Annotated in this window: 22 protein-coding genes and 1 pseudogene; 11 read left to right on the top strand and 12 right to left on the bottom strand. The window is 62.3% G+C overall.

Annotation, left to right across the window (positions count from 1 at the left end):
• Positions 1-53: 53 nt before the first annotated feature.
• The 5 genes from IQ26_RS10150 (at position 54) to hflX (ending at position 6,525) form a co-directional block, all read left to right on the top strand.
• Positions 54-2,339, top strand: a complete 2,286-nt coding sequence (locus IQ26_RS10150; protein WP_162457914.1) for a sensor histidine kinase NtrY-like — start codon at positions 54-56, stop codon at positions 2,337-2,339.
• Entirely contained in the window at positions 2,329-3,690 is a 1,362-nt protein-coding gene (gene ntrX / locus IQ26_RS10145; RefSeq protein ID WP_145716438.1) for a nitrogen assimilation response regulator NtrX, read from the top strand. Before IQ26_RS10150 ends, ntrX begins: the two co-directional genes overlap by 11 nt.
• 191 nt (positions 3,691-3,881) lie before the next feature.
• The gene (locus tag IQ26_RS10140) at positions 3,882-4,742 is read left to right on the top strand and encodes a D-amino-acid transaminase (RefSeq protein ID WP_145716436.1); all 861 of its coding nucleotides are present in this window, start codon (positions 3,882-3,884) and stop codon (positions 4,740-4,742) included.
• A gap of 145 nt (positions 4,743-4,887) precedes the next feature.
• Complete coding sequence (gene hfq, locus IQ26_RS10135) at positions 4,888-5,133, top strand: RNA chaperone Hfq (protein WP_006202172.1); 246 nt, start codon at positions 4,888-4,890, stop codon at positions 5,131-5,133.
• On the top strand, positions 5,134-6,525 hold the full coding sequence (gene hflX, locus IQ26_RS10130) for a GTPase HflX (RefSeq protein ID WP_145716434.1): 1,392 nt from the start codon (positions 5,134-5,136) through the stop codon (positions 6,523-6,525).
• Between the two features lie 6 nt (positions 6,526-6,531).
• On the opposite strand, the gene mazG is transcribed toward hflX, so the two are convergent.
• The 3 genes from mazG to IQ26_RS10115 form a co-directional block, all read right to left on the bottom strand.
• A complete protein-coding gene (mazG, locus tag IQ26_RS10125) occupies positions 6,532-7,356 on the bottom strand; it encodes a nucleoside triphosphate pyrophosphohydrolase (RefSeq protein WP_145716432.1) in 825 nt (274 codons plus the stop codon).
• A gap of 84 nt (positions 7,357-7,440) precedes the next feature.
• Positions 7,441-8,625 carry an amino acid aminotransferase gene (locus IQ26_RS10120; protein WP_145716430.1) on the bottom strand — a complete coding sequence of 395 codons (1,185 nt, stop codon included), beginning with the start codon at positions 8,623-8,625 and terminating at the stop codon, positions 7,441-7,443.
• Between the two features lie 130 nt (positions 8,626-8,755).
• Complete coding sequence (locus IQ26_RS10115; protein ID WP_145716428.1) at positions 8,756-9,913, bottom strand: OpgC family protein; 1,158 nt, start codon at positions 9,911-9,913, stop codon at positions 8,756-8,758.
• A gap of 361 nt (positions 9,914-10,274) precedes the next feature.
• Here IQ26_RS10115 and IQ26_RS10110 point away from each other — a divergent pair, with 361 nt between their 5' ends.
• The 4 genes and pseudogenes from IQ26_RS10110 (at position 10,275) to IQ26_RS10095 (ending at position 12,969) form a co-directional block, all read left to right on the top strand.
• Positions 10,275-10,793, top strand: coding sequence for a sigma-70 family RNA polymerase sigma factor (locus tag IQ26_RS10110; RefSeq protein ID WP_240547050.1), 519 nt, complete (start codon positions 10,275-10,277; stop codon positions 10,791-10,793).
• Complete coding sequence (locus IQ26_RS10105) at positions 10,793-11,566, top strand: anti-sigma factor family protein (protein WP_145716426.1); 774 nt, start codon at positions 10,793-10,795, stop codon at positions 11,564-11,566. Before IQ26_RS10110 ends, IQ26_RS10105 begins: the two co-directional genes overlap by 1 nt.
• Positions 11,567-11,587: 21 nt before the next feature.
• Positions 11,588-12,304: a Bax inhibitor-1/YccA family protein gene (locus tag IQ26_RS10100; protein ID WP_145716424.1), complete on the top strand. Its 717-nt coding sequence runs from the start codon at positions 11,588-11,590 to the stop codon at positions 12,302-12,304.
• 120 nt (positions 12,305-12,424) lie between these two features.
• Positions 12,425-12,969, top strand: a pseudogene (locus IQ26_RS10095) (DUF2076 domain-containing protein).
• Positions 12,970-13,251: 282 nt separating this feature from the next.
• Here the strand turns inward: IQ26_RS10095 and IQ26_RS10085 are convergent.
• Positions 13,252-14,163, bottom strand: a complete 912-nt coding sequence (locus IQ26_RS10085) for an agmatinase (RefSeq protein ID WP_145716420.1) — start codon at positions 14,161-14,163, stop codon at positions 13,252-13,254.
• A gap of 174 nt (positions 14,164-14,337) precedes the next feature.
• Positions 14,338-15,033, bottom strand: a complete 696-nt coding sequence (locus IQ26_RS10080; RefSeq protein WP_145716418.1) for a TetR/AcrR family transcriptional regulator — start codon at positions 15,031-15,033, stop codon at positions 14,338-14,340.
• Between the two features lie 214 nt (positions 15,034-15,247).
• Here IQ26_RS10080 and IQ26_RS10075 point away from each other — a divergent pair, with 214 nt between their 5' ends.
• Complete coding sequence (locus IQ26_RS10075) at positions 15,248-15,736, top strand: RidA family protein (protein ID WP_145716416.1); 489 nt, start codon at positions 15,248-15,250, stop codon at positions 15,734-15,736.
• 457 nt (positions 15,737-16,193) lie between these two features.
• On the opposite strand, the gene IQ26_RS10070 is transcribed toward IQ26_RS10075, so the two are convergent.
• A complete protein-coding gene (locus IQ26_RS10070; RefSeq protein WP_145716414.1) occupies positions 16,194-17,141 on the bottom strand; it encodes a homocysteine S-methyltransferase family protein in 948 nt (315 codons plus the stop codon).
• A 243-nt stretch (positions 17,142-17,384) separates the two neighbouring features.
• On the opposite strand from IQ26_RS10070, the gene IQ26_RS10065 reads away from it, so the two are divergent.
• Positions 17,385-18,044: a TetR/AcrR family transcriptional regulator gene (locus IQ26_RS10065; protein ID WP_145716412.1), complete on the top strand. Its 660-nt coding sequence runs from the start codon at positions 17,385-17,387 to the stop codon at positions 18,042-18,044.
• Positions 18,045-18,061: 17 nt separating this feature from the next.
• On the opposite strand, the gene IQ26_RS10060 is transcribed toward IQ26_RS10065, so the two are convergent.
• From IQ26_RS10060 to tmk, 6 genes are all read right to left on the bottom strand, one after another.
• Complete coding sequence (locus IQ26_RS10060) at positions 18,062-18,532, bottom strand: YbaK/EbsC family protein (protein WP_145716410.1); 471 nt, start codon at positions 18,530-18,532, stop codon at positions 18,062-18,064.
• A 15-nt stretch (positions 18,533-18,547) separates the two neighbouring features.
• A complete protein-coding gene (locus IQ26_RS10055) occupies positions 18,548-19,366 on the bottom strand; it encodes an MBL fold metallo-hydrolase (RefSeq protein WP_145716408.1) in 819 nt (272 codons plus the stop codon).
• Between the two features lie 3 nt (positions 19,367-19,369).
• Positions 19,370-20,164: a TatD family hydrolase gene (locus IQ26_RS10050; protein ID WP_145716406.1), complete on the bottom strand. Its 795-nt coding sequence runs from the start codon at positions 20,162-20,164 to the stop codon at positions 19,370-19,372.
• On the bottom strand, positions 20,164-21,717 hold the full coding sequence (gene metG, locus IQ26_RS10045) for a methionine--tRNA ligase (RefSeq protein WP_145716404.1): 1,554 nt from the start codon (positions 21,715-21,717) through the stop codon (positions 20,164-20,166). The genes IQ26_RS10050 and metG overlap by 1 nt, the downstream gene beginning before the upstream one ends.
• 82 nt (positions 21,718-21,799) lie before the next feature.
• On the bottom strand, positions 21,800-22,855 hold the full coding sequence (locus IQ26_RS10040; protein ID WP_145716402.1) for a DNA polymerase III subunit delta': 1,056 nt from the start codon (positions 22,853-22,855) through the stop codon (positions 21,800-21,802).
• On the bottom strand, positions 22,852-23,526 hold the full coding sequence (gene tmk / locus IQ26_RS10035) for a dTMP kinase (protein ID WP_145716400.1): 675 nt from the start codon (positions 23,524-23,526) through the stop codon (positions 22,852-22,854). Before tmk ends, IQ26_RS10040 begins: the two co-directional genes overlap by 4 nt.
• Positions 23,527-23,550 lie beyond the last annotated feature (24 nt).

The following is a 23,550-nucleotide window of genomic DNA, read 5'->3' as shown; positions in this document are numbered from 1 at the left end:
TCGCCACAATGCGTTGCATAGATCCGACGCAATCACTGGCTCTAGACGGCGACATGGCTTCACAGGCACCGACACTGAGCGACCCGCTTTTCAGCGAACCCCGTACAAGGGACGGGCGTCGGCTGCTTGCGCTGCCCGGCGTCGTGGCAGTTGTCGGTGCGCTGGTTACGGCGGCGATCTCCTTCGCCATTCTCGTCGGCGCCACGCCGATCACGCCGGACGAAAGGACGACGCTGGCGCTTATCGCCCTCAACGCGGCGTTCATCCTTTTCCTGATCGCGCTGGTCGGCCGCGAAGTGCATCGTATCGTGATGGCGCGCCGGCGCGGCAAGGCGGCGTCGCGGCTGCATGTGCGGATCGTCGCGATGTTCGCGCTGGTCGCCGCGATTCCCGCCATCATGGTGGCGATCATCGCCTCGATCACGCTCGACATCGGCCTCGATCGTTGGTTCGAGATCCGCACCAAGACGATCGTCAATTCGTCGCTGTCGATTGCCGATGCCTATGTGCAGGAGAACGCGCGCAATCTCCAGGGAACGACCCTGTCGATGGCCTACGATCTCGACGCCTCCCGCACGCTTTACGGCCTTGATAGAACCGGCTTCCTCGATCTGATGAACAAGGAGGCGGTGGGGCGCTCGCTGGCCCATGCCGCACTGGTCAAGCCTGACGGTTCGTTCGTCATGAGCGCCAAGACCGATGCCGATTTTGCCATGCCGGAGCCGCCGGAAGGCGCCATGAGCAGCGCCGCCGACGGCAGGCCTGTGCTGATCGAGCCGAAGACGCGCAACATCATGGGGGCCATCGTCAAGCTGCGCGAGATCGAAGGGCTCTATCTCTACACCATCCGCCTCGTCGATCCCGAGGTGATCAAGGCGCGGCAGATTGTCAGAGCCAACACCGACGAGTATCGCGGCCTGGAAAGCAATCGCCGCACCTCGCAGGTGGCCTTTGCACTTCCTTATCTGTCGCTGACGCTGATCATCATTCTGTCCGCCATCTGGACCGGCATTGCCGTCGCCGACCGCCTGGTGCGGCCTATCCGCCAGCTGATCGGCGCGGCCGACGAGGTCGCGACCGGCAATCTCGACGTTGCCGTGCCCGTTCGGCCTTCCGACGGCGACGTCGCCTCGCTCGGCAACACCTTCAACAAGATGCTGCTGGAACTGAAGTCTCAGCGTAACGAGATCCTGTCCGCCAAGGATTTGATCGACGAACGGCGGCGCTTTTCTGAAGCCGTGCTTGCCGGCGTCACCGCTGGCGTCATTGGCGTCGATCCCTATGGTATCGTCACCATCGTCAACCGGTCGGCCGAAACGATGCTGGCCATCTCGGCCACGGCCGCACTCGGGCAGAATCTCTCCGCCCTGCTGCCGCATGTCGGTCGTGTCTTCGAGATCGGTCGCAAGTCGGGCAAGCCTGTCTATCGCGAGCAGGTGACCTTCTATCGCGCTGGCACGGAGCGGACCTTCAACGTGCAGATCACGGTCGAAGCCGGCGACGACGGTTCGGAGGAGAAATCCTATGTCGTGACGGTCGACGACATTACCGATCTGGTCCAGGCGCAGCGCTCCTCGGCCTGGGCGGATGTGGCGCGGCGTATCGCCCACGAGATCAAGAACCCGCTGACGCCGATCCAGCTTTCCGCCGAGCGCATCAAGCGCCGCTACGGCAAGGTCATCACCGAAGACCGCGAGGTTTTCGATCAATGCACCGACACGATCATCAGGCAAGTGGAGGACATCGGCCGCATGGTCGACGAGTTCTCCGCTTTCGCACGCATGCCCAAGCCCGAAATGAAGGCCCTCGATTTGCGCGAATCGTTACGTGAAGCCTCGTTCCTCGTCGAAGTGAGTCGCGCTGATATCACCTTCGAGCGCGTATTCGGCAACGAGCCGCTCAAAGGCACGTTCGACAGCCGCCTGATGGCGCAGGCTTTCGGCAACGTTATCAAGAACGCAGCCGAGGCGATCGACGGACTTGATCAAAAGGATCGCTCGCACGGCATAATCCGGATTCAAGCCGGACGGCAGAATGGCGCGATTCGCATCGACGTCATCGACAATGGCAAGGGCTTGCCGCGCGAGAATCGTCAGCGACTGCTCGAGCCTTATATGACGACACGCGAGAAGGGCACGGGGCTTGGCCTCGCTATCGTCAAGAAGATAGTGGAGGACCATGGCGGCCGGCTCGAACTGCATGATGCGCCGGCGGATTTCCACGGCGGGCGAGGCGCGATGATCAGCATCATCCTGCCGCTTGCCGCCACTGTGCCGCCGCGCGCCGAAGACAGGACGGAACACGAAAGAGAAACTGAAAAGGTCGGTAATGGCGTCTGACATTCTCATCGTCGATGACGAGGAAGACATCCGCGAACTAGTCGCCGGTATTCTGAGCGACGAAGGTCACGAAACCCGCACGGCATTCGATGCCGACAGCGCCCTGGCGGCGATCGCCGACCGGGCGCCGAGGCTGATTTTCCTCGATATCTGGCTGCAAGGCTCACGTCTGGACGGACTGGCGCTGCTGGACGAGATCAAGACGATGCACCCGAACCTGCCCGTGGTGATGATCTCGGGGCATGGCAACATCGAAACGGCGGTCTCGGCCATCCGCCGGGGTGCCTACGACTTCATCGAGAAGCCGTTCAAGGCCGACAGGCTGATCCTCATCGCCGAGCGCGCGATTGAAACCTCGAAACTGAAACGCGAGGTTTCGGACCTCAAGCTGCGCAGTGGCGAAACCTTCGACCTGATCGGCATGTCGTCGGCGATGAGCCAGTTGCGCCAGACCATCGAGCGTGTCGCGCCGACTAACAGCCGCGTCATGATCATCGGCCCGTCCGGGTCGGGCAAGGAGCTCGCGGCACGCGCCATCCACACGCTGTCGGCGCGCAAGAACGCGCCGTTCGTCACGCTGAGTGCTGCCAACATCACGCCCGAACGTATGGAGGTCGAGCTGTTCGGCACCGAATCAAACGGTGTCGAACGCAAGGTCGGTGCGCTTGAGGAAGCCCATCGCGGCATTCTCTACATTGACGAAGTGGCCGACATGCCGCGCGAAACGCAAAACAAGATCCTGCGCGTGCTGGTCGAACAGCAGTTCGACCGGGTAGGGGGCACCAAGCGGGTCAAGGTCGATGTTCGCATCATATCGTCGACCTCGCAGAACCTGGAGGCCATGATCGCCGACGGCCGATTCCGGGAGGATCTCTATCACCGCCTGGCAGTGGTTCCGGTCATGGTGCCGGGACTGGCGGAGCGGCGGGAGGATATTCCCTATCTGGTCGACAATTTCATGAAGCAGATCTCCCGCCAGGCCGGCATCCGGCCGCGGCGCATCGGCGACGACGCGCTGGCGGTGCTGCAGGCGCACAACTGGCCGGGCAATGTCCGCCAGTTGCGCAACAATGTCGAGCGACTGATGATCCTGGCGCGCGGCGACGATGCCGATGCGCCGATCACCGCCGACCTCTTGCCTGCCGAGATCGGCGATGTCATGCCGCGCACGCCAAACCAATCCGACCAGCACATCATGGCGCTGCCGTTGCGTGAGGCGCGCGAACAGTTCGAGAAGGACTATCTGATCGCCCAGATCAACCGTTTTGGCGGCAACATCTCGAAGACAGCCGAGTTCATCGGCATGGAGCGCTCGGCGCTTCACCGCAAGCTGAAGTCGCTGGGCGTCTGACAGCCGAACCAATCGTGGCCCACGCAATTTTCGGTTACGGCGGCGGCGGAATCGCATAAGAAAGCGCTACAGCGTCGCGTGTCTTTTGGGACGCGCAAAGGACGCTGTAGCATTGTTATTTTTGCGCATGGTCCTTTCCGAAAATCGATTCCGACTTTTGGGGTCATACGCTGACTTCTCCAGGGGTGACCATGCCGCGCATTGCCTATGTGAACGGGCGCTATGTCGCTCACGCCGACGCTTTCGTGCATATCGAGGACCGTGGCTATCAGTTCGCCGATGGCGTCTACGAGGTCTGCGAGGTGGCGCGCGGCTTCATCGTCGATATGCCTCGCCATCTCGGGCGGCTGAACCGATCGCTGACCGAATTGTCGATCGACTGGCCGGTCACTCGTGGCGTGTTGCCGATCATCCTGCGCGAGGTGGTCCGCCGCAACCATGTCACCGATGGCCTGGTCTACCTTCAGGTGACGCGCGGCGTCGCCAGCCGCGACTTTGTTTTTCCGGCGGGCACGAAGCCGTCGCTGGTGGTGACCGCCAGGAAAGCCGACCCCGCTGCTGCCGCGAAGAGGGCCGAAGGCGGGATCAAGGTTCTCACCGTGCCGGAGAATCGTTGGGACCGGGTCGATATCAAGTCCGTCGGGCTGCTGCCGAATGTCCTCGCCAAGCAGAAGGCCAAGGAGGCCGGCGCCCAGGAAGCCTGGTTCATCGATGCCGACGGCACCGTCAAGGAAGGTGGATCGTCGAACGCCTGGATCATCACCAGGGATGGCGTGCTGGTGACGCGTCCGGCCGAGCACGGCATACTGCGCGGCATCACCCGCACCACGCTGTTCGAAGTGGCCGCCAAGCTCGGCCTGAAGATCGAGGAGCGAGGCTTTTCGGTCGCCGAGGCCAAGGCCGCGCGCGAGGTTTTCATCAGCTCCGCGACCACGATCGCCATGCCGGTCGTGGCGATCGACGGTGCTCCCGTCGCCAACGGCCATCCGGGATCGATAACACTTTCCTTGCGGCAAGCCTTTTTTGACGTTGCGGAAAAAAGTCCAGCCTGATAACCGCACAGGTGGAATGAACATCAATATATCTCGTTCTGCTTGTCGTTATTGACGGCAAGATGGTGTTTGCGCGCTTGACACGTGCCGGGTAATTTGGCGCATTGGCCTGCAAACCGAAGGGGATCGGCGAAAGACAAGAACAATGGCGGAACGATCGCAAAATCTTCAGGACCTGTTCCTGAATTCAGTTCGCAAAAGCAAAAACCCACTCACCATCTTTCTCATCAATGGCGTGAAGCTGACCGGCGTGGTCACTTCGTTCGACAATTTCTGTGTTCTGCTGCGTCGCGACGGCCATTCCCAGCTCGTCTACAAGCACGCCATTTCCACGATCATGCCGAGCCAGCCGGTTCAGATGTTCGATGGTGAGGAAAGCCAGGGCGCCTGATTGGCACGTAACAAAGACGCGGACCGTAGCGTTCGCGGAAAACCAGCATATCAGCCGGGGGTGGAAGCCGAAGGCCCGACCCGGGCCGTGGTCATCATACCCGTGCTTACCCGCCAGCCGCGCGGCGACGAAGATACGAATCGTCCGCGCCTGACGCGTTCCGCCGAGGCCCGCCACGACGAGGCGGTTGGCCTTGCACAAGCCATTGACCTCGACCCGATCCATACCGCGGTGGTGACGGTCAATGATCCGCGCCCTGCGACCTTGCTCGGCAGCGGCAAGGTTGCGGAGTTCGCCGAGATCGTCAAAGAGGGCCATGCCGAACTGGTCATCGTCGATCATCCCCTGACGCCGGTGCAGCAGCGCAATCTCGAGAAGGAGTTGAACGCCAAGGTACTGGATCGCACCGGGCTGATCCTCGAGATTTTCGGCGAGCGCGCACGCACCAAGGAAGGCACGCTGCAGGTCGATCTTGCGCACCTCAACTATCAGAAGGGCCGGCTCGTGCGAAGCTGGACCCACCTCGAGCGCCAGCGCGGCGGTGCCGGTTTCCTCGGCGGCCCTGGCGAAACGCAGATCGAATCGGACCGCCGTGTCCTGCAGGACAAGATCAACAAGCTGAAGCACGAGCTGGAAACCGTGCGGCGCACCCGCGATCTGCACCGCGCCAAGCGCAAGAAGGTGCCTTTTCCGGTGGTGGCGATCGTCGGCTATACCAACGCTGGCAAGTCGACGCTGTTCAACAGGCTGACCGGAGCAGGGGTGCTGGCCGAGGACATGCTGTTTGCCACGCTCGATCCGACACTGCGTCGGGTGCGACTGCCGCACGGCACGCCGGTCATCCTTTCGGACACGGTCGGCTTCATTTCGGACCTGCCGACGCATCTGATCGCGGCCTTCCGGGCCACGCTGGAAGAAGTGGTCGAGGCCGATCTCGTCATCCATCTGCGCGATATTTCGGACCCTGACACGGCAGCCCAGGCCGAGGATGTCGAGCGCATCCTCGCCGATCTCGGCGTCGATGCCGGCGACACCAAGCGCGTCATCGAAGTGTGGAACAAGATCGACCGGCTCGATGAAGGCAACCGGGCGCGGTTGCTCGCCGACGGCATCGACGGCAAGAAGGCACCGCCGATTGCCATATCGGCCGCCACCGGCGAGGGCATCGATGTGCTGAAGGCGATCATTGAGGCAAGAGTTTCAGGCGAACTGCAAACGCTGACCGTCACGCTCAAGCCTGACCAGCTCGGGCTCGTCGACTGGCTCTACCGCAATGGCGACATCGTCTCGCGCACCGACAACGAGGACGGCAGCTTGACCGTCTCGCTCAAGGCGACGCAAAGCGCGCGCGACGAGGTCGAAAGTCGATTGAACCGTAAAAACAACGGGTAATCGCGGTTATTTCGCGCTCTTGGCTTGCTGCCAGAGCATCTCCATCTCGTCCAGCGTCGCCTTTTCCAGCGTGTTTCCGGACGCTTCCAGCGCTTGCTCGACATGGTGGAACCGCGACCGGAATTTCTCGTTGGTGCCGCTGAGCGCCGCTTCGGAATCGACCTTGAGATGACGTCCGAGATTGACGATGGCAAACAGCATGTCGCCGAACTCGTCCTTGATCGAAGCCGTATCGCCCTTTGAAAGGGCCTCGCGCAACTCGCCGATCTCTTCCTCGATCTTGTCGAGGATCGACGTGGCCTCGCTCCAGTCGAAGCCGACGCGAGCCGCTTTTTCCTGCAGCTTGAGCGCCCGGGTCAAAGCGGGCAGGGCGACCGGGATGCCGTCCAGAAAACCCTTGCCATGATCCTCCGGATCGTGCCCGCGGGCGAGGCGGGCGTTTCGCTTTTCCGCCTTTTCCTCGGCCTTGATCTTCTCCCACATGCCCTTGGCCATGCCGGCACTGCGCGCCTTCTCGTCGCCGAAGACATGCGGATGGCGGCGGATCATTTTTGTGGTGATGGCCTGGACCACGTCGCCAAAGGCGAATTCACCGGCTTCCTCGGCCATCTGCGCATGGTAGACGACCTGCAGCAGCAGATCGCCGAGCTCGTCGCGCAGATCATCCAGGTCGCCGCGCGCGATGGTGTCCGCCACCTCGTAGGCTTCCTCGATCGTGTAAGGCGCGATGGTCGAAAAATCCTGCTCGATGTCCCACGGACAGCCGGTTTCCGGCGCCCGCAGCGCCGCCATGATCTCGATCAGCCGGGAAATATCTTTCGAGGGTTTCATCGGCCGGATGCTAGCCTGCGTCCGGCCGCGTAGCCAACGCCGTCGGACGGGGAGAGGCGATTGTCCACAGCGTTGCGCAGCGCCTCAATCGAGTACGGAGACGATTGCCTTGGCAAGCGCGTCCATCCCGTCTTCCGGCAGGCCGGCGACGTTGATGCGGCTGTCGCCGACCATATAGACGCCGTGCTCGGCGCGCAGCCGCTCGACCTGCGCCTCGGACAGCCCAAGCCGGGAAAACATGCCGCGATGACTGGCGACGAAATCGAAGCGGTCGGAATTGGACTGCCGCCGCAGCGCCTCGGCGAACTGCACCCGAAGCCGCAGCATGCGCAGGCGCATCTCCTCGAGCTCTGCTTCCCAGTCGGCGCGCAGCGTGGTGTCTTCAAGCACGATGCGCACCGCGGCCGCGCCGTGGTCTGGCGGCATCGAGTACATGGCGCGCGCCGCCGACAGCATCTGGCCCATCGCCACCTCCGCTTGCGCGCTGTCTTTTGCCAGGATCATCGCCGCGCCGACGCGGTCGCGATAGACGGCAAAGTTTTTCGAGCAGCTCGAGGCGACGACCATTTCCGGAACTTTTTCGGCCAGGAGGCGCAACCCGGCGGCATCGGCGTCGAGGCCTTCGCCAAAACCCTGATAGGCAATGTCGACAAAAGGCAGCAGGCCGCGCTCGACGACAAGGTCGGCTATTTCAGCCCACTGCGCTTCGTCCAGATTGGCGCCTGTCGGATTGTGGCAACAGCCATGCAGCAGCACCACGTCGCCGCTCTTGGCGGTCGCCAGCGCGCTCATCATGTCCGCGAAGCGAACCGTACCCCAGGCGGCGTCGAAATAGGGATATTCGCGTATCTGCAGGCCGGCGGCGCGCATCACCGGCATGTGGTTCGGCCATGTCGGGTCCGACAGCCAGATCGTCGCGTCGGATCGCGTCCTCTTGAGCAGTTCGGCCGCCAGCCGCAGCGCGCCTGAGCCGCCCGGCGCCTGCGCCGCACGGATGCGCGTCAGGTCGGCCGCGGGGCCAAAGACCAGCCTCGCCATCGCGGTGTTGAAGCCGGCATCGCCGGCAAGGCCGAGATAGGTCTTGGTATCCTGGCTCTGCAGCAATCGCTTTTCGGCTTCGCGCACGGCACGCATCACCGGCGTCTTGCCATCGCGATCCTTATAGACGCCGACGCCGAGGTCGACCTTGTCGGGGCGGGGATCGGCGCGATAGAGGCCGATCAAGGCAAGGATCTTGTCGGCTGGGGCAGGCTGGAGGTCTTCGAACATCGGCGCGGTTCCGTTTGCGGCGGAGTGATACGCAAATCGGTCGTGCTGCGCCAGCGGTTTCATTTGCGCCAGGCTGAAAGTCGCCAACCCTAGCAAATGCGGCTTTCCGCCTGTCAGCTATTCTGCCGTTCTATGACGCCGGCCTGAGGGCCGCAGCGGACGGCAAGGCAGCGACAGGTTGCAGCTTCTTGCCGCTCCAACCGATCCGCGGCAACCATTCGAGATAATAGGCGAAGCCGAACTGCAGCGCGATGCCCGTAGAGATCAGGATCGTGTCGTAGGGGAGCCCGCCCGGACTGACGACCTTCATGACCTGCGCGATCATGGCGAGGATCGTTCCGGCGATGAAGACCGGCAGCGAATGCTTGCCGAGAACCGCGAACGGATGGCCGGGGCCAGTCCTCGCCAGGTTGGAAAGCGTCGGGATCGCCACAATCAGATAGGCGATCGCCAGAATGTGCATGAGCCGCGACGCCGACAGGAATGTCTTGTCGAAGCCGGTCAGCACGGTAGGCAGGCCGGAGGCGGTCTCGATGCCCCACAGCGGCAGCCGCACCCAAATCAGCGCGCCGACCAGATACCCGACGGCCGCGCTCGCCATCATACAGTTGAAGCGGATTTCGCCGCCGCGCTTGACGTGCAGCATGCCGGCGATCCCGATGACGAACAGAAACTGCCAGGAGAGCGGGTTCAGGAACCAGAAGCCGTCGCCGGGAAAGTTCGAAGGGGCGATCTGGAAAATGCCGGCGATGAGCCAGAGAAGCGCGGACGCAGCAAGCATCAGGCGCAGGCTGAAGGTGCCGATCCACAGGAAAAGCGGCATCATCAGAAGTACGACGGCGTACATGGAAAGAATGTTGTTGTAGCCGATCTGATGGCCGAGCGTGGCAATGCCGAGCAGCGCTTCCGGCGTGTCCTCGATGATCATCTGGATGTTGATCAGCTTCAAAAGATCGGGCCGCGAGAAATGCAATGCAGCCGCCGAGAAGACCGCCAGCGTCACCACCGTGGTCATGATGTGGGTGACATAGAGAACGCCGGCGCGCCGCCAGGCTTTCAGGGTGATGAGCAACCGGTTCCCCGGCTGGAACTTCAGTCCATAGGCGAGCCCAACGGCAATCCCTGAAATCAGCACGAAGGCTTCGGCCGAATCGGAAAAGCCGAAATTCTTGTGCGTAAAATACTCGAAGATCGTCCCCGGCACATGATTGACGAATATCGTCAGCAGCGCCAGCGCGCGGAAGACATCGATGCGGGTATCCCGCTGGGTTGGCGCATTGCTTGTCATGTTGGGGCTATGATTGGTTGAACGAGGCGGGCTCAAAAAGAACCGTCGGCGAAGGAACGTGGCGAATGTTTCCTGCCTATAACGCCCAAGTGCCCGAGAAAGATGACATCTTCGGGGTTCTCCGCGTCACAAATTAATTCAGGTGCAAACATCGAAATCCCGGACGATCTCCTCGCCCTGACATTGTGAACGATGCCGTCGACCCCCTCAGCTGGTTGGCGCGATGCGATGGTGACCGCCGCTCGGATGAGGCCTGTCCTTGGGGGTAAGCCCGAGCGGCGATGACCTTCCCGGATCGAAAAAAACTCGAGGAGCGGGATTAAAACCTGCCATGCTCCGTAAACAGGACATGAGAGGGTCGATGCCACGCTTCGATATCATAGGGCAGCTTGGTTCCCTGCGGCGCTACGCGCGTTCGCTGACGCGCGATAGCGCCGAAGCAGAGGATCTGGTGCATGACGCGCTGGTGCGTGCCTATGAGCGGCGCGGCACCTTCAGATCCGGCGGAAACCTGCGCGCATGGCTGCTGTCGATCGTCCACAACGCTTTCATCGACCGTTTGCGGTCCCGCAAGTCTGAAGCGGTGCGTGTCGAGCAGGCCGAGTACCTTGCCGACGCCAGTATGCAGGCCCCTCAGGAACATTCCGTCCGCCTGGCACAGGTGCGCGAAGCCTTTTTCAAATTGCCGGAAGAGCAGCGTTCGGCGCTGCATCTCGTCGCCATCGAGGGACTTACCTACAGCCAGGCGGCCGAGGCCAGCGGCGTGCCGTTGGGAACGCTGATGTCGCGCATCGGCCGGGCGCGTGCGGCGCTCCGCGAGATGGAGGACAAATTGCCGGTACGTGCGAAAAGCCACCTCAGGATCGTGGGAGGTCCGTGATGAACGAATTGCGCGACCCGGTGACCGATGCCGACCTCGACGCCTATGTCGACGACCAGCTGGACGTTGCCCGCCGCATCGAGGTCGAGGCGTTTCTTTCCGCCCGTCCGGAGGCGGCCGCGCGCGTGATGTCCGACCTCAGGACGCGCGACGAACTGCGCATGGCGCTTGCCGGGTCCAAGGGCATGGCGCGACCGGCGACGGCCGATGCGGCGCGGCGGCTGGAACGGGGGCTGGCCCGGGGCCGCGTTTTAGGCACGTTGCAGCGGGCAGCGACGGTCGCAGTGTTGGTGGCTGCGGGCTGGTTGGCGAATGGGATCGTCGGGCCGATTTCGGTGACGAAAGTCGTCGCCTCGACCCAGCCGCCCGTCTATCTGGAGGAGGCGGTCCGGGCACACAGGACGACGATCATGCGCGAGGCCATGTCTTCCCAACTCGAAGCGCCGGACTACGATGCGGACGAAATCCGCGCCGCCACGGCGATCGTCATGCCATCGCTGCCGAAGGACTGGAAGGTCCGTGACGTGCAGATCTATCCGTCGCAGTTCGGCCCGAGCGTCGAGATGGCTGTCGAAACACGGGACCTGGGACTGGTGTCGCTCTTCGCGATCAGGCCCGGAACGTTCGACGTGGTCCAGCCGACCATCGCCCCCTCGGATGAAATTTCCTCGGCTTATTTCCAGGTCGGGGAGGTCGCCTACGCGGTCGTCGCTCGAAGCGATGTCCGCGACCTCGATCGCGCCGCGGAAACGCTCGCCAAAACGCTTTACTGACCCTCACCAAGGAGAATTCGCATGAACACCCCCAACCTAGGATACCGCACGGGCGTCGGAGCCCAAGCCGGGGCCGTCTATGACGAAGGCCTGCGCCAGCATATGCTGCGCGTCTACAACTATATGGGCATCGGCCTCGTCGTTACGGGCGTGATCGCCTTTGTGGTGGCTTCCACGCCAGCCCTCTACGTGCCGATCTTTTCCAGCCCGTTGAAATGGGTGGTGATGCTGGCACCGCTCGCTTTCGTGCTGCTGTTCTCGTTCAAGATACAGACGATGTCCGCAGCCGGCGCTCAGGCGATGTTCTGGGCGTTCTGTGCGGTCATGGGCCTGTCGCTGGCCTCAGTGTTCCTGGTCTTCACCGGCACCAGCATCGCGCGCACCTTCTTCATCGCCGCCACCATGTTCGGCGCGACCAGCCTCTACGGCTACACGACCAAGCGTGATTTGACCCAGTTCTCGTCCTTCCTGATCATGGGCCTGATCGGTGTGGTGATTGCCAGCCTCGTCAACATCTTCCTCGGCTCGACCGCGCTTCAGTTCGCCATTTCGGTGATCGGCATCGCCGTCTTCATCGGGCTCACTGCCTGGGACACGCAGACGATCAAGGAGCAGTATGCAGAAAACTTCGGTGCGGAATCGCAGCAGAAGCTCGCCGTCTTCGGCGCATTCTCGCTCTATCTGAACTTCATCAACATCTTCCAGCTGCTGCTGAACTTCACCGGCGAGCGCGAATAGCCGCGTCAGATCAATGCATGTCGCGGGAGCGGTTTTGCAGCGACATGCAATAAAGCAGACTTAAAGCGCGTCGCGAAAATCGCCTAGGCGCGACGCACCTGGATAACGGAGTAGCGTCTCATGGACAGGAACGACCAGCAGGCGATCGCGGATCTGTTCGAGAAGCTGGCGAGTGTCGAGCGGCAGACGCCGTCGCGCGATGCCGAAGCGGAACGCTTCATCAATGACCTGATTGCCAGGCAACCCGGCGCGCCATACTACATGGCGCAGACGATCGTCGTGCAAGCGCGGGCCCTGAACGCGGCACAATCCCGCATCGAGGAACTGGAACAGCAGACACAGCAGTCCGCCGGTGGCGGACTACTTGGCGGCCTCGTCGGCGGCAGCGGCGCCATGCACTCGGGTTCGGCGCCGCCGCGCCGGAGGAGCCGTTTTCTGGCAATCATCCGCAGAAGGCGGGCGGCGGGTTTCTCGCCGGCGCCGCGCAGACTGCGATGGGCGTGGCCGGCGGCGTGCTTCTCGGCAACGCGATCGCGGGCATGTTCGGCGGAAGCGAAGCGCAGGCAACCGAGCCGCCGGCACAACAGGCGGAGGAGGGCGGTTCCGACGGGGCCGACGATTCCGGTTTCAACGATGGCGGTGATTTCGGCGATGTTGAATTCTGACAGTGCGCGGTGCGGGTGGGGCTCTTGGACCTCCGCCACCCGACTGCTTCGTTCGTCAAGCTCACGCTGGCGGTCTCACGGACGACTCTGTGGGTAAATATGACGCTGCTCGGCTTGGTCGATCGCGCTTGATGCTCTCTTCGAACTGCAAGAAGAGCTGCTGGCGACACAGCACGAAATATTGATCGAACTGAAAAAGCGGTAGAGTGCGCTCGTAGAGCCGGCTGATGAGGTGGAACAGCGGCTGTCCGCCCGCCTGCGCGAAGAGGAGGAAGCCGGGTTTCAAACCTGCCGGACGATGGTGCCGATCACATTGACGAGAAGGCGCGCGGCGGTCAGGGCCGACAGGCCGTCAATGTCGGCGGGAGGATAGAGCTCGACAAGGTCAAATCCTGCAATCCTCGCCCGTCTGCCGAGGCCCGCGATCAGGTCGATCACCTGCGTGTAGGTGAGGCCTCCGGGCGTACGCGCCGCCACGCCCGGCATGATGCCGGGATCGAGGCCGTCGCAGTCGAGGGTGACGACGACCAGCGCTCCTTCCGGAATATGCCGGAGTGCGGCTTCGACGCCCTGGGCGTGAACCTCGCGCGCGGTCACGAGGCGGCTGCCATAGCGCCGCGCCGCTTCAATCTCGGCAAGGCGTGCGCTGCCGACGCTACGGAGCCCGACCTGCACCATGCCGGCGACATGCGGCATCTCGCTTGCCCGGCGCATCGGGCTCGAATAGCCGTAGTGTTCGCCATGTACCTCGTCGCGCCAGTCGATATGGGCGTCGATCTGCAGGATCCAGACGGGCCCGTGATCCGCAAAGCCGGCAAGAAAAGGTATGACCACGGAATCGTCGCCGCCGAGCAGGATCGGTACGGCCGGCAATGCCAGGACCTCGCGCGTCTTCGCCTCGATCCGGGCCCGGTTGCCGGCATTGTCATGCATGGTCGTCGGGATGTCGCCGGCATCGATGCAGCAGGCCGGCTTGCCGTAGAACAGCGGGCCGCCGAGATCGAAATCCCAGTGCTCGACGAGCGCGGCATCTTCCTGGCTCGCAGCGCGGATGGCGTCGGCGGCCAAGGCATAGTCACTGCTGTCCTTGCCAAGATAAGTGCTGCCGTGACCGGCTCCGAAGATCGCCGCACGGGGCATGCGGGCATCGGCGAGACGATCGGGAAAGCCGAGAAAGGAAGGTGAGGCGGTCATTTCTTGATGGTCTTGATGATGGGATAGCTGAAACTTCGGTGTTGAAGGTGCAGGATAGGGGTCATTTGCGGAAGGGCGGCAAAATCCTAGCATGTAAGGTCGCAAGACTAATACAAAGTGCGCCAATCAACGCAAAAATAAGAGGGTCTTTCATCCGTTGCAGATCGTGCTCGCTCATCTTGGAGCGAGGCCATCGAGCAGGAAGGCGAGGCCTTTCCGGAAGGCGCCGTCCCAATCGTTATCCAACAGCAGACGAGAGCGTTCGATTGTCGAGTAGCGTTCGCTGAGACGTGTAAGGCGCTGCTGCGCGGCGGCCCTGTCGTCGTCCGAGACGTCGAAGCTCGCCCGGGTGATGGTGGCGCCCATCACATAGTTCCAGAGCGACCATATCGCGACGTTCAGATCTGCGTCCGCTACACCGGCTCTGGACAAGGTCATGCTCAGCAGTTCCAGGCGACTGAGGATGTTCGGGCCGAGCGCCCGGCGCGGCAACAGCGATGCCGACCAAGGATGGCGCAGCATGCTGGCGCGCCAGTCTTCGAGCAGATGGACGACTTCCTCGCGCCAGTCTTGAGACTCAACTATTTGCGGCGGTCCGCGATATTCGAGCACCGAGTCGAGCGCCAGATCAAAGACATCCTCTTTGTTGTCGACGTGCCAATATAGGCTCATCACGCCCGAGCCGAGGCGATCGGCCAGCCCACGCATCGTCAATCCGTCGACTCCTCGATCATCCAGCAGTTCTACCGCGGTCGCCACGATACGCTCCCGAGAGAGGGGCGGTTCACTGCGCGGCTCCTGCACGGGCTGGAGCCGTTCACTTACCCGTTGAGATCGTTTGCTCCGGGCGCCGCTACGTTTGGCTGCCATCCGTCTTCCTCGCTGTTCAGAACGTCGATATTGACCGGCAACGCGAAGGATGTCGATCTTGAACGCTTGACTCGTACTGCGTACCATACGATGACTCGTACATCGCACGAGTCATCTCCGCCTTGGCCAGCGATATCGGGCGATATGGGTTAAAGTTCAGTCATACCGGCCGCGAGGGCACGCTGCTCGCAGTCCGCAGAGCCAAGAGAAAATCATGTCACGCGCAATCACGCATCTGCTTATCGGAGGGCTAATCATCATGACCATGGGAGTTCCCACTGCGACGACAGCGAATGAGAATGATCTCAAGCTGACCATCGTCAATCCGCAAGGCCTCTACGATCCCGCCCCGAACGGCTACAGCCACGCCGTGATCGCTTCCGGCGGAGGTCGGATTGCCTACATCGCTGGCCAAGGCGGAGAAGACAGCACCGGTTCGCTGTCGCCCGATTTCTCGGTCCAGGTGGGGCAGGCATATGCGAACCTGCGCACGGCGCTTGAGGGGGTCGGCGCGAAACCGAATCAGGTCATCAAGCTCACGGTCTTCGTGGTCGATCATGACCAATCCAAGCTCGGGGTGCTGACCAGGCACGTCAAGGAAACGTTCGGCGAGACGCTACCGGCGCAGACATTGGTGCCCGTGCCGAGACTGGCGCTCGACGGCATGCTGTTCGAGGTGGAGGCCGTGGCCGTGCTTGATTAGCGAGGGCGGTGCGTCGGAATCATCGGCATCGCCAGCAGCTTACCTTAGCTGCCACATCACTCAGTCGCATAAGATAGATTATGGAACTGGCGCGCGGTTTAATCCGTGTTGCTTTTTGGCTCGAAACCGCAATTCTCGTACTAGTTTAGTGGTAAACTGCGTATCCGAACCTGTTCGCCAACTGGCAGGGCGTGATGGTTGGCGATGGAGAGGTTTGGTTCTCTGGCATCGGAGACAACAATGCGTCATGACAGCAGTGACGAACGAAAGGGGGATTCATTGCCTCGCGGACTTGCCAACCGACAAGCCTAGCTTTGCATCCCCCACGATAGCGGCCAGCCGCAACCTGTCATGTTGCAGCTTCTGGAACCGATCGAGGATGGGACTGCAGATCGGCTCCCAACCGCAGTTCCTTGTTCCTAGGAACTCAGTGGAGCGGATTGCGTCGGCTCTCGTCCTAGGCCGCTTGCGGCACGCAGGCCTCGCAGATCGCCGCGATGTGCCGGTGGTCGGTGCCGCAGCAGCCGCCCAGTATGCGCATGGTCGGAAATGAAGCTCTCAGCCCGCTGTAGTGCCGCCCGAGGTCGTCTGGGTCGCCCGCGTCGAGCGTCTCCGATTCGTCCAGTTCGGCATGGCTTTTGGCAGAGGCGTTCGCCTTCACGCCATAGACGCGATCGAGCCAACGCTCGCCCTTTTTCAGCGCCTGCATGAAATGTGTTGGATGTGCGCAGTTGATCATATAGTAGGCTGGCGCGCCGTCCGTCGCGTCGTCGACCCTGTCGATCGCCTCGCCGAGCGTCATGCCGGTCACCAGCTTCCCGTCCGTCTCCACGGTGAACGAGATCATGCAGGGCATGGCATGCGCCTTGGCCGCCCGCGCCACTCCGATTGCCTCGTTGAAATTAGTGAGCGTATAGGCCGCCACCATGTCGGCCTCCGTCCGCGCGAAACTCTCGATTTGCACCCCGTGATAGGCTTCCGCCTCGTTGGCGTCCATCTTGCCAGCTTTATAGCCGTCGCCGCGCGGCCCGATCGCGCCGCTGATGACGCAGGGCGTTTCGCCGGTCTCGAACTCCTTGCGCAAGCCAAGAAGAAGATCGATCGAGGCCTCGTTGACGGCCCGTAGCGCGTCTGGCCCGTAGCCGAGCAAGGTTCCCCAATCTGGGTTAGCGCGCCACGTCGGCGTGTCGAGGATAAACCCGGTCCCGCCTCTGCGCGCAATGGTCAGATAACGGACGTAATATTCCTTGAGCTTCTGCCGGCCTTCAGGCGTTGCCATCAGCGTGAATGAAGCAAAATGCGGAAGGTCGAGGCCCTCGTGAAAGATGAGGGTCGTTTCCATGCCGCCGTCGCTCAGGAATGTTCTGTTGGCGAGTTGCGGCAGATTCTGGCGGTACTTGGCCATGCTTGTCTCCAGTGGTAAGATGACACCGTGCCGCCTTGGTTGCGGCCGGTTCGGAATGGCCGGGTTTTAGCAGCACGTGCCGCTTGTGCACTACAGAGCTTCTGGTCCGGTAGCTCCGTCGAAGCGGGAACCGTTGCAATTACAGATGGATAACCACGCAGGAGCAGCAGTGCCGCTATCGGCATCGATGTTGGCGGGTGTGAAAACCATACCGCCGGTACAGTAAATTCGTGGGGTTCGGTCATGCGCAAGGGTGCGGAAACGCGCGAACGTATTCTGGAGATCGCCGAGGCCTCGGTGCTTGCCAAGGGGTTCGGTGCGACCTCCATCGAGGAAGTGATCGCCGAAGCCGGCATCACCAAGAGCGGCTTCTTCTATCATTTCAGGGACAAGAACGAACTCGCCCGCGCCTTGATGCTGCGCTACGTTGAAGAGAACGACCGCATCTTCGACGATGTGTTTCACCGCGGCCGGCAATTGTCCGATGATCCGTTGCAGTCGTTCCTGATCACGCTCAAGCTGCTCGCCGAGCTGATGGGTGACCTGCCGAACGGCCACCCCGGCTGCCTGATCGCGACGTTCACCTACCAAGAGCGCCTCTTCGACCGCAACGTTCGCGACATCGCCGCCGGCGCTGTACGCTCCTGGAACGGGCGGTTTCGCGATGCGCTGAACGAGATCGCGAGCGTTTATCCCGCCCGCGAAGGCATGGACATAGACGACGTGGCGAACATGTTCTCCTGCGTGGTCGACGGCGGCATCATCATGTCGCGGGGGCTCGGCGATCCCCATGTTCTCGAGCGCCAGATCCTCGCCTTCCGCAGCTTCGTAAAGTTGCTGTTCGCGCCGGTTGCGCGCGACATCATGCTGCCGCCCGCGCCAATCGTCATCGCTGCCGAATAGGGGTCCGGCGTGTTCGTTCAGACTGCCAGCTTCGCCACGACAGCTTGCGCTGCCTTGACCATTGCGTGTGGTTCGGTGGCGAACACCGCGTCATGCGCGCCGGCCGCCGCCCATACGCGGTCAAAGCCGAGCAGTGTTTCGTCGGCGAACGCCGCGATCGCGACCAGATGGCCGATTGGGGCTACGCCGCCGATGGCAAAGCCGGTCTCGTCGCGGATCTGCCGCGGGTCGGCGCGCTTCAGCGGCTCACCAGTTAGCGCGGCAGCCTGGGCGAGATCGAGCTGATTGGAACCGGAAATCAGGAACAGAAACAGCTTTCCACTGGTTTCTCCTTGGAAAATCAGTGATTTGACGATCTGTGCAACCGTGCAGCCGCATTGCGCGGCGGCTTCTTCGGCCGTGCGCGTCGAGGCGCCCATGCGCCTGATCTCGATGTCGAGGCAGGCATCGGCCGCTGCCTTGGTCACGCGATCTATGCTGCCAGCCATGAAAAACCGTGCCTATCATTCTGATTCATAAGGAATTTCGATCGTCATCCCGTCATAGGCCGGCTCGACGTTGACTGGCGTCTCGGCCATCACCGTGGCGTAATCGAGCGGCACATGCATATGCGTCAGCACGGCCTTTCCCGGCGCCAGTTTTCCGATCCAGCCGAGTGTCTGACTGAGCGACAGATGGCTCGGATGCGTCCTGTATTGCAGCGCGTCGATGACCAGCACGTCCAGCCCACTCAGCCGCTCGGCCGTGGCGTCGGGGAAATCGCTGACATCGGGGCAATAGGCAAGCGCGCCGATGCGAAAACCAAGCGATACGATGTCGCCATGGATCTGCGGCAGCGGCTCAAGGGTGAGGGTGCCCCCCTCGCCTTCGATCACCACGGGCTTGGTGTGGTCAATGATATGAGGCGCGACGATGGGTGGATAGGAACTGCCTTGCGGTGTTTCGAAACAATAGCCGAACGCATCCCGTAACCGCAGCATGGTGGCTTGGTCGGCGTGAATATCGATGCGATGACGCTGCTCGAGCACGAAGCCGCGCAAATCGTCGATGCCGTGGATATGGTCGGCATGCGGATGCGTATAGACGACCGCATCGATACGCCTGACCGATGCCAGCAGCATCTGCTCGCGGAAATCCGGTCCGGTATCGATGACGACAGTGGTCCTGTCGCCGTTTGCCGCAATCCGCTCGACGAGTGCGGCGGTGCGCATGCGCCGGTTCCTCGGATTGGCCGGGTTGCAATTGCCCCAGTCGCCGGTGATGCGCGGCGTGCCCGGCGATGAACCGCAGCCGAGAATGGTGAGGCGCAGCCGGTCGCTCATGCGTCAGGCGCTCAGTGCGCTTGGGCGCGGCATCTTCCTGAACAGCCGGAAGAAATTGTTCGTGGTGACGGCCGCGATCTCGGCCTCGCTGACGCCGATCGTTTCGGCCAGCACCTTGGCTGTGTGCGCGACATAGGCCGGCTCGTTGCGCTTGCCGCGAAACGGTATAGGTGCGAGGTATGGTGCGTCGGTTTCGACCAGCAGGCGGTCGTGTGGCACATCGGCTGCGATGGCGCGCAGCTCGACCGAATTCTTGAAGGTCAGGATGCCGGAAAAGGAAACGAAGCCGCCGAGCGCCACGCCGACTTCGGCCAGCCTGCGCCCGGACGAAAAACAGTGCAGGATGAAGGGGAAGGCGCCCTTCCCTGTTTCGTCCTCGAGGATATCAGCCATATCGCTGTCGGCGTCGCGCGAATGGATGACCAGCGGCAGGCCGGTCTCGCGCGCGGCGGCGATGTGGGTGCGAAAACCCTGCGCCTGCGCATCGCGCGGCGCATGATCGTAGAAATAGTCGAGCCCGGCCTCGCCGATTGCCACCACTTTTGGATGAGCGGACAGCCGGACAAGCTCCTCGACAGTCACGTCCAGCTCTTCGGCGGCGTTGTGTGGATGGGTGCCGACCGAGCAATAGACTTTGCCGAAAGACTCAGCGATATCAAGTACTTGTTGGAACCGCTTCACACGTGTCGAAATCGTCACCATGCGACCAATTCCAGCGGCTAGAGCGCGGGCGACGATGGCCGCCCGCTCCTCTGCGAAATCCGGAAAGTCGAGATGGCAGTGACTGTCGACCAACATCAGGCGCTTGCATCCGTTTGCTCGACGTAACGCGGAAACACGCCCTCCGGCGCGGGCAAAGCAACCCCCGATACCAGCGCATAGTCCGCGTGGACATGCACGAAATCGCGGCTGTCCGCCGGCACAGCCAGCAGGTCGAGCAGCTTGGCGGCCGATCCCGGAATGAAGGGCTGGCACAGCAGCGCCACGCGTCGGATGACTTCCGCGGTCGTCCACAGCACCGTTTCCATGCGCGCCGGATCGGTCTTTCTGAGCGCCCAGGGTTCCTGCGAGGCGAAGTAGCGATCGGCCTCCGCCACCACGCCGAAGATCGCCGCCAGCGCCAGGTGGATGCCCTGCTCCGCCATCGCCTTGCGTGCAGCAGCAAGCGCCTCCACCGCCTGGTCGAGGATCGCCCTGTCGGCCTCCGCCAGCTCGCTGCGTTTCGGCACCACGCCGCCGCAGTTCTTTGCGATCATCGACAGCGAGCGCTGCGCCAGATTGCCAAGGCCATTGGCGAGGTCGGCATTGGTGCGGTTGACGATGGCCTCGTGGCTATAGCTGCCGTCCTGGCCGAACGGCACCTCGCGCAGGAAGAAATAGCGCACCTGGTCGAGGCCGTAATGCTCGACCATCGCGAACGGGTCGATGACGTTACCAACCGATTTCGACATCTTCTCGCCGCGGTTGAACAGGAAGCCGTGACCGAAGACGCGCTTCGGCAAGGGGATTCCAGCCGACATCAGGAAGGCCGGCCAATAGACTGCGTGGAAGCGCACGATGTCCTTGCCGATGATGTGTGCATCGGCAGGCCAGAAACGCCAATTGTCAGCATTTTCATCTGGATAACCGACGCCGGTGATGTAATTTGTCAGAGCGTCGACCCAGACGTACATCACATGCTTGTCGTCACCGGGCACCGGCACGCCCCAGTCGAAGGTGGTGCGCGAGATCGACAGATCCTTCAATCCTGACTTGACGAAGCTCATCACTTCGTTGCGACGCTCGGCCGGGCCGATGAAATCGGGCTGGCTTTCGTAGAGCGTGATGAGCTTGTCCTGATAGGCCGACAGACGGAAGAAATAGCTCTCTTCCTCGACCCATTCGACTGCGGTTCCCTGTGGCCCGTAGCGGATATTGTCGGCGCGGACTTCGGTCTCCTCCTCGCCGTAGTAGGCTTCGTCGCGCACCGAATACCAGCCGGCATAGCCGCCCTTGTAGATGTCGCCATTGGCAGCCATCGCCTTCCAGATCGCCTGCGAGGCAGCATAGTGACGTTCTTCGGTAGTTCGGATGAAATCGTCGTTGGAGGCATTGAGCGCGACCGCCATGCGCTTGAAATCGGCTGAGTTGCGGTCGGCCAGTTCACGCGCGGGAATGCCTTCCCGCTTCGCCGTCTGCAGCATCTTGATGCCGTGTTCATCAGTGCCGGTGAGGAAGAAGACTTGCTTGCCGTCAAGCCGCTGAAAGCGGGCGAGTGCGTCGGTGGCGATCAGCTCGTAGGCATGGCCGATATGCGGCCTACCATTGGGGTAGGAAATCGCCGTGGTAATGTAGAATGTGTCGCGTGCCATGAATTAACCGTCATGAATGTCTGAATGAAGATGTCGCGGTGAGATATCGTATCGAAACGGCGATTGCCATCCCGATGGGCCGTCACATTCGCATTGCAGAATTCAGGCGGTCTATCATGGTCAAGGCGTGCTGCTTCTTGTCGAGATTGTAGGTGTCGGTTTCAGATATAGCGTTCAAAGCCTCGTGCCAAGTATCCGAGAGCGTTTTGGCCCGCGCCAGATCGCCCGCCAGCGCGGCCTGGCTTGCGCCGGTCGAGAGCAGGTCGAGCGCCCGGCGATTGAAGATATCGAACTGGATCGCCTGGTCGCGGCCAGCGACCGCCTCCGCGAGGCGGTAGGCGCCGGCGGCATCGCTCTTTCTCGCTGTCACCAGGGTGTCGAGCGTTTCGGCGATCTCCAGCCCGCCATACTGCGTCAACAGGATTGCGGCGCGCGCGCTGCCCCCTGCCCGCTCGGCCAGTGCCGCGCGCGCCGCTGGATCGTCCGGTGGTGGTGGCTCGACGTTCTCCAGAACCGTCATCAGGCTCTCGGCATCGAGCGGCGTCAGCCGCACCATCTGGCAGCGCGAGCGGATCGTCGGTAGCAGGCTGCCCGGCGCATGGACGATGAGGATGAACAGTGTTCGTGCCGGTGGTTCCTCAAGATTCTTCAACAAGGCATTGGCCGCATTGGCATTCATGTCGTCGGCCGGATCGACGATCACCACCCGGTAACTGCCGTCATGCGAGGTCAGCGACAGGAAGCGGCTGACCTTGCGGATCTCATCGACGGTGACGACCGTCTTGAAGCTCTTGGTCTTGTCGTTCGGCGGGCGGGTCAGATGCAGCACCGAAGGATGTGCGCCAGTGGCGATCTGGCGAAACAGCGATGACGCCGGATCAGGAACGGCAAGAACATCCGGCGCCTGCGCGAACGCCGGATGCTTCAACAGATGATGCGCAAGATGAAAGGCGAGTGTCGCCTTGCCGATGCCGACCGGTCCGACAAAGATCAGTGCGTGCGGCAGCTTCCCGGAGCGATAGGCGGCGGCCAGCATGTTCGCCGCCTGGCCGTGCCCGACCAGACGCGGGGTCTCGGACGGCTCGGGGACGCCGTCCAGCGTGTCGTGCTGTTCTGGTGCGATCCGTTCGAAAATCATCCCGGTGCCGCCTGCTTCCTGTGCGCCGGCACCATCGTCTCCAGGGCCGAGAACACGGCGGCGGTGACGACATTTTCCACCGTGTCGGGGTCGGCGGACGCGTCGACGACGATGCAGCGCCCTGGCTCCGCCGCGGCGATCGCGAGAAAGGCTTCGCGGCGGCGCTGATGGATATCCAGCGTTTCCTTTTCGAAGCGGTCGGCGCCGGCATCGGGACCCCGCCGTGCCGCTGCGCGCCGCAGTCCCTCGGCCGGATCGATATCGAAGATCAGCGTCATATCGGGCACCATGCCGTTAATGGCGACCCTTTCCAGCGCGCCCATGAACGCCGGATCGAGGCCACCGGTGACGCCCTGGTAGACGCGCGAGGAATCGATGAAGCGATCACATAGCACGATCGAGCCGCGCTCGACCGCAGGCCGGATGACCTGCTCGACGTGATCGGAACGCGCGGCGGCGAAGAGCAGCGCCTCCATCCTGGGGCCGAATGGTTCGGCAGCGCCGGAAAGCAGGACATGCCTGACCGCCTCGGCGCCCGGCGAGCCGCCCGGCTCGCGCGTGACAAGGACATCGTACTTCTTGGCGCGCATCTTGCTGGCCAGCCGCTCGATCTGCGTCGACTTGCCTGCTCCTTCGCCGCCTTCGAAGGTGATGAAAAATCCGTGCACCAAAGCCTTTGTCCATGCTGCGGGACC

The organism is Mesorhizobium tianshanense (assembly GCF_007830515.1).
GTDB lineage: Bacteria > Pseudomonadota > Alphaproteobacteria > Rhizobiales > Rhizobiaceae > Mesorhizobium > Mesorhizobium tianshanense.
Note: the sequence above shows the minus strand (reverse complement) of the source record. Positions and strands in the feature narration are given on the sequence as shown.